This window comes from Bythopirellula goksoeyrii, from assembly GCF_008065115.1.
Lineage (GTDB): Bacteria > Planctomycetota > Planctomycetia > Pirellulales > Lacipirellulaceae > Bythopirellula > Bythopirellula goksoeyrii.
Genome location: NZ_CP042913.1, coordinates 6,267,491 through 6,281,338, shown reverse-complemented (window position 1 = coordinate 6,281,338; position 13,848 = coordinate 6,267,491). Strand labels below are relative to the sequence as shown.

Below are 13,848 nucleotides of genomic sequence, written 5' to 3'. Positions count from 1 at the left end.
ATTCTTTCCTTGACCTGCAGACAGTAGCCGGATTACAGTGGCAGATCTCCCTGACATCTATTGTATCACTCTCACCTCACGCGCGCGAATCGTACGGACATGGCTCACCTGGAAGTGATACCTGTTTCTAACCGGCACGAACGGAAGCTGTTCTTCAATCTTCCGTGGGATCTTTACCGTGATGATCCCAATTGGGTTCCCCCGTTGCGGATGGTGCAGAAGGAACTTCTAAATTATCGATACCATCCCTTCTATGATACGGCAGAGATCCAGACCTTCGTCGCCTTGCGAGACGGCAAGCCTTGCGGACGGATCGCGGCTTTTGTGAATCATGCCCATAATCGTTGGTATGACGAGCAGCGAGGATTCTTTGGATTCTTTGAAACGGTTGAGGAGGAAGAAGTCGCTGGAAGGTTGTTCGACACTGCGCGGGCCTGGCATGCAGAACGCGGCATCGAAGCCATTCGTGGGCCGATGAATCCTTCGTTGAATTATGAATGTGGGCTCTTGATCGACGGCTTCGACGAGGGTCCCTGGTATATGATGACCTACAACAAGCCGTACTATGGCAAGTTTGTCGAAAACTATGGATTCCGCAAGGCACAGGATTCCTATGCCTTTTGGGGGCATGTCGACATGCTCGAAGAGGTTTCCAAACGACTATATTCTCTGAGCCATATCTTGCTCGACCGCTTTGAACTCAAGTGCCGTCGGATGGATACGCGGCGATTTGACAAGGACGTGAACACATTCTTGGAGATCTACAATCAATCTCTCATCTCCACCTGGGGCTTTGTTCCTATGTCGAAGGGCGAAGTTAAGAAGCAAGCCGCCGGGATGAAACAGATGATCGTCCCAGAGCTCACCACGATTGCCGAGATTGATGGCAAACCAGTTGGCACCATGTTTGGCCTGTTGGACTACAACCCGCGAATCAAAGAGATCGACGGCAAGCTGTTTCCCTTTGGATTTTTGAAACTTCTACGTAAACGCAAAGAACTGACTCGTGTGCGACTGATCAGCACGAACGTCCTTCCCGAGTACCAGAGTTGGGGCATCGGAATTGCGCTAGTCGCCCGACTAGTTCCTGATGCACTGGCCTGGGGTATCAAAGAAGCCGAGTTTTCCTGGGTGCTTGAGAGCAATGATCTCTCGTTCAAAACGCTCAAGAAGGGTGGGGCCAAGATTACCAAGCAATACCGCTTCTACGACTATGGCCCGAAAGATACCACGCGCAACGCGAAGTTCATGGAGTAGGAATAATTTGTTGGCCGCACCGCGCCTGCCGAGTCCTGCTCGGCGGAGCGAGTTCGATGTCGTACCCGGAGTTCGCGCTCTTCTCCGCTGGCGCTACGAATCGCGGCTAACGGGATTGCTTTGGCGGCAAAAGATCCTCGGCGGCGGTGGTGAGGGTTATCACTCCCGTGCGGAGGGTTGGTTCGATATCGGGGTAGTATTTTGACGAGTGCAGTGAGGGAACACCTTCTTTGGAATCGTATTCATCGAGCCGCTCTTGGCTGACCGAGCCGATGCTCATCATTTGGATCGGCACCCCGGCGCGGCCGTAACGGCCAAAATCCTCGCCACCCATCGAGGGCTGCTTGACTTCGAGATTCTCTTCACCAAGGGCGTTGCTAAGTACTGGTCGGAGCCGGTCAGACAGTTCGGGGTCGTTGTAGAGTGACGGTGTTCCTTCGGACTGCTCAACGATTGGATCTGGGGCACCCGCGCTCGCTGCGGCAGCGAATGCTTTGCGGCGGATGGCCTCGGCCAGATGAGCACGGGCCTCATCGGAATAACTGCGCACCGTCAATTGCAGCTTGCACTCGTCGCCGATAATGTTGTGTTTGGTGCCGCCGTGAATTGAACCCACGGTGATGACCGCCGGGTCGGTGGGATTTAATTCACGGCTGACAATGGTTTGCAAATCGAGGATCAACTTGGCAGCAATCACAACAGGATCGATAGTTTGATCGGGTTGGGCGCCATGGCCGCCGCGACCTCGAATGGTGATATCGACGCTGTCGACATTGGCTTGCGTGTAGCCGCTGCCGATACCCAGCTTGCCCGCAGGTCGCTCTGAGGAGACGTGCAAGGCGAGAGCGTAATCTGGACGGGAAAACTTCGTGAGCAGTCCATCGGCAATCATCGCCTTGGCCCCCGCACCTCGTTCCTCGGCGGGCTGGAAAATGGCGACCAAAGTCCCTTGCCATGCAGAGCGGTGGCTGGCGAGGTAATCCAGTGTGGCGAGCATCATCGTCATGTGCATGTCGTGTCCACATGCATGCATCACGCCGACGGTCACTCCGCGCTCATCCTTCGTGCGAACTTCTGATGCATAGGGCAAGCCAGTCTCTTCGACCACGGGCAGGGCATCCATGTCGGCCCGCAAGAGGAGCGTGGGGCCGTCGCCATTCTTTAGCACACCGACGACTCCATGTCCGCCAACATGTTCGGTTACCTCAAATCCCATTTCGCGGGTGGCAGCCGCCATCTTGGCAGCGGTTCTTTCTTCCTCGAACGAGAGTTCCGGTGAGGCATGAAGCTCTTTGTACACAGTGACGTACTTTTCAAGATTCTTTTCCAGCCACGTATTGACCGATTGAGTTGACTCTCCAGCCACGTTCGAGCAATGCTGTCCAAAGAAGAACATCATGGTGAGAACCACGGGAAGAAACTTGTTGTTCATGTGTTCAATTCTCTTTCATTCTAAATTCCGCAACCCGAATTCCGCATTCCCCTAGTATCCTGGTTGGGAGGGATTCAAGTTGTGTAGCGCGAGCCCCTCAGGGAGGCCAACTTTTTCTAGCTCGGTGCGCAGCAGCCGCAGCCCTTCCTTGAAGTCACGGACCTCAAATACCAGCAGATGCTCGGTCGCTTCTGCATGCGGATCGACCTGCCGCAGATGGTTGGAATAGATGCCGGCCTTAGTAGTTCGAAGTATCGCCCGCAGGGGATTGATGAACTGTGTGCGGACCTCTTCCGCCGAGAGAGTCGAGCGGAAAGAAACGCCAACTTTGTCCATGACTGCCGAAGTTGCTAGAGGGTCGAGGCTAAAGGTTTGGAAGAAAAAAGGATAGCTGGCAGCTATTTCCTTCGTAACCTACAATGGGCCAGTATATCGGATTTGACTCGTATTTGGCAGTCTGTGTTTTATAAGGAGAATCTTCATGCTCCGTACTTTGTCTCTTTCAATCGTGGCTTTCACTTATCCGTTTTCGATCACTTGGGCTCAGGTAGCCCCAGAGGTTCCGGTCCAGTCGACGCAACTTGAAGAATGTGAACTGGGTAACGCCACACCGGTCCATCGTTTTGGCAAGGTGTATCTTGCTGGTCAGCCGACCGAAGAGGATCTGCCTCAACTCAGGTCCGATGGATTGAAAACGATCATTAATTTGCGTCCAGACAGGGAGTTGTCTTGGGATGAGGGGTCGGCAGTCAAGAAGTCCGGGATGTCATACGTCCATGTTCCATTTCGTGGTGAGGATCAACTTACCAGCAAGGTATTTGACCAAGTGCTGGGTGTGCTGAGTGATAAAGAAAGCGGCCCGACGCTACTGCACTGTGGAGGAGCCGATCGTGTAGGAGCAATCTGGTACGCCCATCGGGTACTCAATGACAAAATCAATCCTGTCGAGGCGGAGCTCGAAGCAAAGAAAGTGGGATCGCGCACCCCGGCGTATCTTGAGAAAGCGAAAGAGTATGTGAAGGCGCAGCAAGCGAAGTAGTCTTGTAGGCAGAACAAGCCGTGCGCAGTTCCGGCAATGCGTAGCTTTCGGTGCCAATATCCCGGAACAGCGCCACCGCCCGATTCGGCCTACAATTGCTGTCCATGTCTTTCCACTCTTAAACGTAATCCTCCCCGTGGGCGGATGGCAGTATGGGCTTCTACTTCGACCGAGCCCTGATTGGCTGCCAATGTCACGTGGAACTTGCGCAGCACGGATGCGACTATGAGTGTCATTTCCAAGAGGGCAAGCTTCTCGCCGATGCAGCGGTGTGGACCCAAACCGAAGGGGTAGTAGGCATGCTGAGGAATCTCTGCGATCCGCTCGGGAGAGAATCGATCAGGGTCAAACTTCAGCGGATCGGCAAACCAGCGCTCGCTACGCTGCGTGACCCAGGGGGCAAGATAGATCCAGCTCTTGCGTGGCACATGGTAGCCCATGAGCTGTGTGGCCACTGTCGCTTGACGTAGCATGATTAACCACGCAGGTGGATAGAGTCGCAATGATTCGTTGATAATGCGACGGATATAGAAAAGTTTGTCGAAGTCCTCGTAGCAAGCCGCGCGATTGCTTAGCACGCGCCGGGTTTCGGCCGTGGCCTTTTCTGCGATTTCTGGATGTTGGGCCAACAGGTACCAGGTCCATGCCAAACCGGATGCAGTCGTGTCGTAGCCGGCGACGAATAGGGTTGTAATTTCGTCACACACCTGTTGGTCGGTCATCTGCCCGCCGTCCCCTTCGGTATCGACAGCAGTGAGTAGCATCGAGAGCATGTCGCCCCGATCTGTGTTGCCACTCTTGCGACGGTTTTCCACCACGCGACGAACCATATCGTGCAACGCTCTCAATGAAGTGCGTTTCTTGCGCTTGGCAGGGAGCGGGAGCCAATCAGGGAGTTGCAGTGGGCTCCCCATCTCCACGACCAGACGCTCTGAGAGGTATTCAACTTGCTCAGCCAATTCACGAGAGTCAGCAGCCATGTCGACTTCAAACATTGTCTCGGCGATTGTTTCGAGCGTAAGGCAGGTCATCTCATCGCATATTTCCAGATCCCCCGAATCGGGCCAGCGCGCGAGCATTTGATTGACTCGTTGCGTGGTTACCTGGGCATAGCCCTCCATACGATCCGCACTAAATCCTTTCTGGACGAGTCGCCGCTGCCGCAGCCAGAAATCGCCTTCAGTGGTGATGATTCCTTTGCCATCGATCTTGCGCACGGCATTGCGGGTTCGCGGTTCCTTGCGAAAAGTGCGACTGCCGGCCACGAGTACTTCATGAATTGCTTTCGGCCCTGCTGCAATGAACGCATGTTGCGGCCCGAACCGCAGATGCACCAGTGGCCCATACTCGCGGACCATCTCGGTGGTGAAGGCGAGCGGATCCCGCGAGAATTGGCGGGCGAGGTTTAACCCCAATATTCCAGCTGGAGGTCCCGGGGCGTTGGGTAATTGGTTCATAGTTGTCACAATTGCTCCCAGCCGGAGGCACACTTGGCTCTGGGTTCATCCCGGACTGCGTGGCAGTCCGGCTAGGGGAGTATTACCTGCAGATAGCGTCCCGTATGACTTGTTTCACACTGGGCCACCTCTTCCGGGGTGCCGACAGCAACTAGTTGGCCACCTCCTTGGCCACCTTCAGGGCCGAGATCGATCACCCAGTCGGCGCATTTGATTACGTCCAAGTTGTGTTCGATTACTATCACGGTGTGTTCCAAGTCGACTAACTTTTGCAGCACGATCAATAAGCGGCGGATGTCGTCGGTGTGGAGGCCAGTGGTAGGTTCGTCGAGGATGTAGAGCGTTTTGCCGGGGGAGGGCTTTCCCAATTCGGCTGCCAGCTTGATCCGCTGAGCTTCGCCGCCAGAGAGGGTCGTCGAGCGCTGGCCGAGGGCCAGATATCCTAGCCCCACTTCAACCAGGCTGGTCAGGATGCGGTGGATGGCAGGATGGTTTTCAAAGAAAACGGCCGCATCGGCAATGCTCATAGCCAAAACATCGGCGATGGACTTCTCTTTGTACCGCACGGCAAGTGTCTGGCGATTGAATTGTCGACCGTGGCAGGTGGGGCAGGTGACAAAGAGATCAGGCAGGAACCGCATCTCGATCCGCTTCACCCCTTGGCCCTGGCACTCTTCGCAGCGGCCCCCTTTGGTGTTGAAGCTGAATCGGCCCAACTTGTAGCCAAGTTGCTTGGCATGCTTGGTGCCAGCAAACACACGGCGAATTTCGTCAAACACACCGGTGTACGTTGCCGGATTCGAGCGCGGAGTGCGACCGATGGGGGATTGGTCGACGTGGATCAATCGTTCTAATTTGCTCGCCCCACGAAGTGCCCGATAAGGTCCCGGTTTGGCAGATGCTCCGTTGAGTTTTCGTGCTAAGGCGTTTGCCAGAGTGTCGACCACCAGGGAACTCTTGCCTGAGCCACTCACACCCGTCACACAGGTGAGAGTTCCCAAGGGAAACTCCACGTCGATGTCCGCGAGATTGTGGACTCTGGCCCCTTCGAGTTGAATTGAGCGAGTCTTGGCAATCTTGCGACGCTCTTTCGGAACATTGATCTGCTTGCGACCGGCCAGATAGTCTCCCGTGAGTGAATCGGTGTCCGCTGCCACTTGATCGGGGGTTCCCTGTGAGACGATGGTTCCGCCTCCTTTGCCGGCGCCAGGTCCAATGTCGATCAACCAGTCTGCGGCGCGCATGACAGCTTCGTCGTGCTCGACAATCAGCACGCTGTTGCCTTGCTGCTGCAATTCTTGGAGCGACTTGATCAGCAAATCGTTGTCCCGCGGATGCAAGCCGATCGAAGGTTCGTCGAGAATGTACAACACGCCGACAAGCCCGGAGCCGATGCCGGTCGCCAGTCGCACGCGCTGCATCTCACCACCGCTCAAGGTATCGGCCGGTCGGTCGAGCGAGAGATACTCGACTCCGACTTGTTTGAGGAACCGCAGCCGCTTGAGAATTTCCGCCACCAGTGGTTCACCAATGGGTTGTTGTTGTGGCGGGAACTGTAGTGCACTGAAATAATCGTGTGCTGCATCAATCGCCAACGCGGTGATTTCGTGAATCGCCAGCCCTGCCAGTCGGCAGGACCGCCCCTCAGGCTGCAGTCGCGCACCTCCACAGTCTTCACAGACCACTTCTGAGCGAAACTGCTCCAGCCGCTGACGGACGCTGTCTCGCTTGGCCTGGGCATAGTCCATTTCCAGGTGAGCCAGGAGCCCAGCCCATTTGGCACCATCTCCATTCAGGAATTGCCGTCGAGTTTCGTCGGGCCACTCTGCCAGTGGAGTTTCATCGTTTACTGTGGCTTTGGCAAGAAACGCGGAGATCAATTCCTGGTGTCGTTTCTTACGGGCACCGGTCACACCACGCCACGGGGCAATAGCACCCCCCGATAGCGACAGGTTCATGTCAGTCAGCACCAGCTCGGGATCAAATCCCTCGCGACTTGCGAGTCCATCGCAAGTGGGGCAAGCACCATAGGGACTATTAAAACTGAACGTGCGCGGCTCGACTTCGGCCAGATTGCGTTTGCAGTCTGGGCAGGCATAAAGTGTGCTGAACACACGTTCTTCCCAGCCCTGGCCATTTTGACCACCATTCCCGTTGGACCCATTTCCGTTGAGCTCTGCCTTTGCCTCAGGGGTCAGATAGGAAATCCGCAGTGCCCCTTCGCCGTGTTTGAGTGCTAGTCGCACCGATTCCGCCAGGCGGTTGTCGAGTCCCTCGCGGATGATTACCCGGTCCACGACCGCGTCAATGTCGTGATGCTTCCCGGACTTCAACTCGGGAAGTTGTTCCAATTCGTAGGTTTGGCCATCAATGCGCACCCGGACGAATCCTTCGCGGCGGATGCGATCGAGTACCTCCGTGTGTTTCCCTTTGCGGCCCCGAACCATGGGGGCGAGAATCATTACCTTGGTCTGCTCGGGCAATACTGCGATTCGTTCGTGGATTTCTGTTGGCGTCTGTTGCGAGATGGCCGTGCCACAGTCGGGACACGCCACCTCGCCGACCCGTGCCATGAGCACGCGCAAGAAGTCATATATCTCGGTCACCGTCGCCACGGTGCTGCGGGGATTGGTGCTAGCGGCCTGTTGATTGATCGCAATTGTTGGCTGCAGTCCCTCGATAACGTCCACGTCAGGCCGTTCGAGCTGGTCGAAGAACTGGCGAGCATAGGTCGAGAGACTTTCCACATACTGCCGCTGCCCCTCAGCAAGCAAAGTATCAAAAGCGAGCGAACTTTTACCCGACCCGCTGAGTCCTGTCATGACCACCAAGCGGTGGTGAGGGATGTCGAGATCGACGTCCGCGAGGTTGTGGGTCCGTGCCCCGCGGATCCGGATCACCTCGTCGGCTCCTAGCGGGAAATCGCTAGTATGGGGGTCAAGGATAGCAGTAATATTTGCCATGCGGATGCGAAGGGTCCAGCGGCTAAGGGCTGCCCCCAGCAAGCGATCGAGCAGGGTGGCAAAACCGTCCAGCCTACCACCGAGGGAGGAAATATCCAATGAGCAATTCCCAATGACCAATCTAGGACTGCAGATTTATGCCAATTGGACATTGAGCCTTGGACATTGGTCCTTCAGCCCGGTCTAGCCGCTTGTCCCGGGGCACCGGGGCGATTATCATCGAAAGTTTCGCACATTTACCGGAGTCGATCACTATGCGTCATGTCTTGAGTGCCCTGGTGCAGAACGTGCCAGGCGTGCTGGCCCACGTAGCCGGCATGTTCTCCTCGCGCGGCTACAACATCGATAGCCTCGCTGTCGGAGAGACCGAAGACCCTCAACTCTCGCGGATGACCTTTGTAGTCGTCGGCGACGACAGCCTGCTAGAGCAAGTGCGCAAGCAGCTAGAGAAAATCGTCACCGTAGTGCGTGTCGACGACATCAGCTCTCAGGAATTCGTCGAACGTGATCTGATGCTATTGAAAGTTCGCGCAGAGGGAGACAAGCGCACCGAGATCGGCGAGCTTTGCCAAATCTTTCGTGGTCGCATCGTAGATGTTGCGCCCGATCAGGTGATGGTGGAGATTTCTGGTCAGGAAAAGAAAATCCAAGCGTTCATCGAGTTGATGCGTCCCTTCGGGATTCTAGAACTTGTACGCAGTGGACGGATCGCCATGGTTCGTGGGCTAAACGAACCACCGAGCGAATCCGGTTCGATTCACATGGTCACCAGCGGGGCAAAGTAGTCGTACTTGCCGCGCTCTCAATTTTTTCCAAGCAAACACACTAGAGAAGAAAAATAGGAATCCTATCCGATGGCCGCTACTATTTATTATGACAAAGATGCCGACCTCAAAGCCTTAGCGGGCAAGACCGTGGCAATCATTGGTTACGGCTCCCAGGGCCACGCCCATGCTCAGAACTTACGCGATAGCGGCGTTAAAGTTGTGGTTGGTCAGCGGCCAGGAGGTCCCAACTACGAACTAGCTGTGAGCCATGGTTTTGAACCCGTCTCCGCCGAAGAAGCGGCCAAGCAGGGTGACGTGGTCAACATTCTGCTTCCCGACGAGGTGCAGGGTGATGTCTACCGCAACTCGATTCGCGACAATCTGTCGCCGGGCAACATCCTCATGTGCTCGCACGGATTCAATGTTCACTTCGGACAGGTGGTTGCCCCTAAGGGGGTCGATCTCTTGCTCGTGGCCCCCAAAGGTCCTGGCCACTTAGTCCGCAGCGAATTCGTGGCAGGTGGTGGCGTTCCCTGCCTGATCGCTCTGGATGACGATGCGAGTGAAGAAACCTTCAAGATCGGTATGGCTTACGCCAAGGGGATCGGCGGCACCCGTGGCGGCGTGATCCGCACCACGTTTGCCGAGGAAACAGAGACTGATCTTTTCGGCGAGCAAGCCGTGCTTTGCGGCGGAGCGGCAGCCCTAGTGAAGGCGGGGTACGAAACGCTCGTTGAAGCGGGCTACCAACCTGAGATGGCCTACTTCGAGTGTATGCACGAATTGAAGCTGATCGTCGACTTGTTTTACCAAGGTGGCTTAAACTACATGCGTTACAGCGTGTCGAACACGGCCGAATTCGGCGACTATACCCGCGGCCCGCGGATCGTCACTGACGAGACGAAGGCCGAAATGAAGAAAATCCTCAGCGAAATCCAAAACGGCGAATTCGCCCGTGAATGGATTCTGGAAAACAAAGCCGGTGCCCCGGCCTTCAAAGCAGTCCGTCGCCGCGAGCGTAATCATCCTGTCGAGCAGGTGGGCAAAGAGTTGCGCAAGATGATGTCGTGGATTGAAGAGAAAGAAGTGTAGCGAGCCGTGCCGTCCTCGGCCACGGTTTCGTGCCGCACAACCCATGAAGCACAACGCCCAGGAATTGCAATCCCTGGGCGTTGGCGTTTGGAAGCTTAAGCGTCTGGAAGATTCGCCAACACGGCATCCCAAGTTGAATTTGTTCGCAGTGCCTCGACAACCACCGGGAGCGGCTCGGCGTAGATTTCTGGCAAATCTCGTTCGCCTTCGATTTGGATCGCAAATGCTAGTTTTTCTTTGGGTGGCGTGAATTGGGCGTCCACATCGGGGCGATTTCCTCGGGCATCTATGCGATACCAACCAAGGTCGGGTAACTCCACCGCATTCAGGCCGTGCAGGCAATAAAGGTGGCCAATGCCATCGAGACTCAATCGCTGGTAACAAAGGCCGGCGGATAATCCGTTGGCTCGGAGGAGGGCCGCCAACAGATGACTCTTCGCGTAACAGTATCCAGTGCCCCCCGCAAGCACTTCCGATGCTGTGCAAGTTACCGGATTCAGCTGATGATCGCTGCTGTGCTTGATTTGGTCACGTACCCACTCGAAACAACGTTGCGCCACGACGACAACGTCGCGATTCTTGTCAGCCAATTCTTCGGCTAGTTGGCGGACTTCTGGCGTTTGCCAATCAATGATCTCCGTTGATCCAAGAAATGGATTCATTGTCATTCCGCAGCTTGGTCTTGTGATGTGAAGCAACAATTCTCTACTTGATGACGAATCTTGAGCGAATCAGGTTCACGGTTTGAGCATCAAGTAGCTATTGTATCCTCGGCTCAACTAAGAGTGATGTCTAGAAAGCTTAGACTTGCCTTTCATGAATAATGAATCTCGATCCAGTACTTGCCGAACTGTGCAGATTGCGAGAAGAATTTGCCTCTCATTTCAAGGGAGGCGTTGCACCTATGATGGCTGATATTCGACGACGTGAACAAGAATCGAGCCGAAGAATGGTTTTCTTGGAACGAAAGTTTGTCTTTCAAGCCGGCCGACTAGAGCACGTGAGACTCACTTAACTTGCATTGCAAATCTACCAACGCCAACGCCAAGGGATTGGCTCTATTGTCAATAAAGCACCCTTGGCGCGTACGTATTACGCTCGGTGTGTGTCTAAAGAATATCGTCAGTCTCGTCATCCTCAGGACTCTCCGGAGCAATTCGAGTTCTGCCTCGGGGTTTATCTTTACGATCAATTTCGCTGGCGATTTTTCTTTCTAGTTTTGAGATCGCTCCATCTAATGCGCGATCGACCGAGTCAGCGCTTGCCGTCACTGAGAATGGTTGACGACCCGACAAACGGGCTTCCATCACGCACCGCTTGTCGTTGGTCCCCGACTTCTCTCCGCTGTTCTGGTCCGTGAGATGGACTTCTACTCTTGTTATTCGCTTCGCGAAGCGATCAAGCGTAGATTCGACAAGTGAATCGACATAGCCTTTAAGCTTCGCGTTGCCTTCAATATGGCTGTCGGTGTTGAGTTTGATTTGCATGTACCCTCCCCGTGAATAAGTCGTCTAAAGTAGCGCCTAATCGCCCAATGAGCTATCATTGGTTACTACGGTTAAGCAGTCGCCATGGTTCTGAAGATTAGCCAAACCTACGTTTAAGATGCGAGTAGAAGCATTTGGTCGCAATTCTAGAGGACGCGAGACTCTTGTTCCAGTCTTATTGGTCAGGCCCGAGGGAAGCCCCCCGGTGCAGGTTCCCAGGTTGTACTTCTGTTTGTTATAACAAGGTCTTCAGCAGCCGACTTCATTGCTGATTTCCCTGCCTCCAACCTCCCACCTCGCCATGCTTCCCATTCCTCCTGACACCGCAGCCCTGTTGTTCGACTGCGACGGTACCCTTGCCGACACGATGACACTCCACTACGAGGCCTGGCACGAAACACTGCTGCCGCATGGGGTGGACTGCCCGCGGTCGCTTATCGACGACAATGCCGGGGTTCCCACCACGACAATTGTAAGCGAGGTGAATCGCCTCTACGACAAGTTACTCGACGCCCAGCTCATCACGGACGAAAAGGAGGCGCGCTTCCACGAGCGAATTCATCTGGCAAAGCCCGTGGAAGAAGTGCTTGCTACGGCACACGCTTATTATGGCAAGTTGCCGATGGCAGTCGTGTCGGGAGGAACGCGTGACATGGTGCATGCAATTCTTAAGTGCATCGACGCGACAGCCCTGTTTCCTGTGGTCATCACGGCGGATGATCCAGTGGCTCCTAAACCGTCGCCTGACGTGTTTGTCGCCGCCGCAGAGAGACTCGGTGTGCCGAGTGAGAAGTGCCATGTGTTTGAGGACGGCGATCCGGGGATCGTCGCAGCTCGGGCGGCTGGGATGACGTTTACTGATGTGCGTGTGGTGCTCGCCATGAGATAGCCTTGATTCGACGAATTGCAGGGGCCCCGGCGACGCGTTGCGTCGCGGCTAGGTTGGCAGCTCACTCCGGCGGAACACGTAGTTCCGTCGCTTCTTGGATGCCTGTGGCGATCTCGGGCAGGATTCCCTTGCGGCGATAGATTGGCCGAATCTCCTCGCGTAGTTTTGGCAGCAAACGTAGAAACCAGAGGCCGCCCAGGACGCACCCCACGCCTCCCATCATCAGCGTCAGGGGGGCACCCCACCGCTCGGCGATGGAACCGGCTAGCAAACTGCCGAATGGGGCTGTCCCCATGAAGGCCATCACGTAGTAGCTCATGACCCGGCCGCGCTTGTCTTCATCAACGATCGTTTGCAAGAGCGTGTTACTGACTGCCAATTGCAAGATGAATCCAAGTCCCGTGATGACCAACAGCGGCACAGAGAACCAGAGCGAACGGCTCACTGCAAACAGAAAGAGTCCCGTGCCAAACATGATGACGGCCATCGGTATGTATTTTCCCAGTCCCAACACGGAACGACGTGCCGCCAAGAGCAGGGCACCAATCAGCGCTCCCACGCCGGTTGCCGCCATCATCAACCCTAAAGTGTTCGGCCCACCTCCCAGCACCTTGTCGGCCATCACGGGCATCAACACAACGTACGGCATGCCGACCAGGCTCACCAGCGCAACGAGTAGCAGGGTGCTGCGAATGACGCGGGATTGAGAGACATACGCCCAACCCTCGCTGAGATCTTGGAGGACATTTTTTTTCTCGGCCTGCTTCGCTTCGCGTGGAAGTAGTTTGATTACATAGAGTGAGGCCAGCACCGCGATGTAGCTCACAGCATCGAACATGAAGCACCAGCCCTCGCCCACAGCGGCGATCAGCACGCCGCCGATCGACGGCCCAATGAGTCGGGCGGCATTGACCATCGAGGAGTTAAGGGCAATGGCGTTGGAAAGATCCTCTCTGTCTTCGAGCAACTCTACCAGCAACGATTGTCGAGTCGGCATGTCGAAGGCGTTGATCAAACCTTGGCAGACGCTTAACGCAATCACCTGCCAGATGGTGATCAGATCGGTGAGTGTTAGCAGGGCCATGGCAAGCGCCTGGAACATAGCCAGAACTTGCGTGAAGAATAGCAAGTGGTGACGATTTGTGCGATCGATAAAGACCCCGGCGAACGGAGCTATTAGAAAGGAGGGGAATTGACCGGCGAACCCCACGATTCCCAACATGAGGGCGGAACCGGTGAGTCGATAGACGAGCCATCCTGTGGCGATCCTCATCATCCAGGTGCCGATCAGCGAGATGCTCTGGCCGTAGAAGAAGAGGCGGAAATTGCGGTGCCTGAGCGCCCGTCCCATGTGTGAAAGCTTGGAGGCTATCCGAGAAACAATCGTCGCTTCTGCATCCGTGGAAGTCGAGTGTGAACTCATGGAATGCGGTGAAGTTTCTTGCTTTGACTAACCAACTCAACC

12 protein-coding genes are annotated in these 13,848 nt (G+C 55.4%); 5 read left to right on the top strand and 7 right to left on the bottom strand.

Features of this window, described 5'->3' with window-relative positions; genetic code table 11:
- Positions 1 to 99: 99 nt before the first annotated feature.
- Positions 100 to 1,257 (top strand): GNAT family N-acetyltransferase, encoded by a 1,158-nt coding sequence (locus tag Pr1d_RS24930; RefSeq protein WP_148076063.1) that lies wholly within the window; start codon positions 100 to 102, stop codon positions 1,255 to 1,257.
- 106 nt (positions 1,258 to 1,363) lie between these two features.
- Here the strand turns inward: Pr1d_RS24930 and Pr1d_RS24925 are convergent, their stop codons facing one another.
- A complete protein-coding gene (locus Pr1d_RS24925) occupies positions 1,364 to 2,689 on the bottom strand; it encodes a M20 metallopeptidase family protein (protein ID WP_148076062.1) in 1,326 nt (441 codons plus the stop codon).
- A gap of 51 nt (positions 2,690 to 2,740) precedes the next feature.
- Positions 2,741 to 3,025, bottom strand: a complete 285-nt coding sequence (locus Pr1d_RS24920) for a hypothetical protein (protein WP_148076061.1) — start codon at positions 3,023 to 3,025, stop codon at positions 2,741 to 2,743.
- A 145-nt stretch (positions 3,026 to 3,170) separates the two neighbouring features.
- Between Pr1d_RS24920 and Pr1d_RS24915 the strand changes: the two genes are divergently transcribed.
- Positions 3,171 to 3,728 carry a protein tyrosine phosphatase family protein gene (locus tag Pr1d_RS24915; protein ID WP_148076060.1) on the top strand — a complete coding sequence of 186 codons (558 nt, stop codon included), beginning with the start codon at positions 3,171 to 3,173 and terminating at the stop codon, positions 3,726 to 3,728.
- A gap of 89 nt (positions 3,729 to 3,817) precedes the next feature.
- Here the strand turns inward: Pr1d_RS24915 and Pr1d_RS24910 are convergent, their stop codons facing one another.
- Both Pr1d_RS24910 and uvrA read right to left on the bottom strand, forming a co-directional pair.
- Positions 3,818 to 5,185 (bottom strand): cytochrome P450, encoded by a 1,368-nt coding sequence (locus tag Pr1d_RS24910; protein WP_148076059.1) that lies wholly within the window; start codon positions 5,183 to 5,185, stop codon positions 3,818 to 3,820.
- Positions 5,186 to 5,256: 71 nt separating this feature from the next.
- A complete protein-coding gene (gene uvrA, locus Pr1d_RS24905; RefSeq protein ID WP_238476591.1) occupies positions 5,257 to 8,247 on the bottom strand; it encodes an excinuclease ABC subunit UvrA in 2,991 nt (996 codons plus the stop codon).
- Between the two features lie 155 nt (positions 8,248 to 8,402).
- Between uvrA and ilvN the strand changes: the two genes are divergently transcribed.
- Both ilvN and ilvC read left to right on the top strand, forming a co-directional pair.
- The gene (ilvN, locus tag Pr1d_RS24900; protein WP_148076058.1) at positions 8,403 to 8,933 is read left to right on the top strand and encodes an acetolactate synthase small subunit; all 531 of its coding nucleotides are present in this window, start codon (positions 8,403 to 8,405) and stop codon (positions 8,931 to 8,933) included.
- 69 nt (positions 8,934 to 9,002) lie between these two features.
- Positions 9,003 to 10,007 (top strand): ketol-acid reductoisomerase, encoded by a 1,005-nt coding sequence (gene ilvC / locus Pr1d_RS24895; protein WP_148076057.1) that lies wholly within the window; start codon positions 9,003 to 9,005, stop codon positions 10,005 to 10,007.
- A 95-nt stretch (positions 10,008 to 10,102) separates the two neighbouring features.
- On the opposite strand, the gene Pr1d_RS24890 is transcribed toward ilvC, so the two are convergent.
- Positions 10,103 to 10,669 carry a transglutaminase-like domain-containing protein gene (locus tag Pr1d_RS24890; RefSeq protein ID WP_148076056.1) on the bottom strand — a complete coding sequence of 189 codons (567 nt, stop codon included), beginning with the start codon at positions 10,667 to 10,669 and terminating at the stop codon, positions 10,103 to 10,105.
- Positions 10,670 to 11,116: 447 nt separating this feature from the next.
- Complete coding sequence (locus tag Pr1d_RS24885) at positions 11,117 to 11,494, bottom strand: HPF/RaiA family ribosome-associated protein (protein WP_148076055.1); 378 nt, start codon at positions 11,492 to 11,494, stop codon at positions 11,117 to 11,119.
- A gap of 301 nt (positions 11,495 to 11,795) precedes the next feature.
- On the opposite strand from Pr1d_RS24885, the gene Pr1d_RS24880 reads away from it, so the two are divergent.
- On the top strand, positions 11,796 to 12,383 hold the full coding sequence (locus tag Pr1d_RS24880) for an HAD family hydrolase (protein WP_210417834.1): 588 nt from the start codon (positions 11,796 to 11,798) through the stop codon (positions 12,381 to 12,383).
- Positions 12,384 to 12,444: 61 nt separating this feature from the next.
- Here Pr1d_RS24880 and Pr1d_RS24875 read toward each other — a convergent pair whose 3' ends face one another.
- Positions 12,445 to 13,806 (bottom strand): MFS transporter, encoded by a 1,362-nt coding sequence (locus Pr1d_RS24875; RefSeq protein ID WP_168205475.1) that lies wholly within the window; start codon positions 13,804 to 13,806, stop codon positions 12,445 to 12,447.
- Between the last annotated feature and the right edge of the window lie 42 nt (positions 13,807 to 13,848).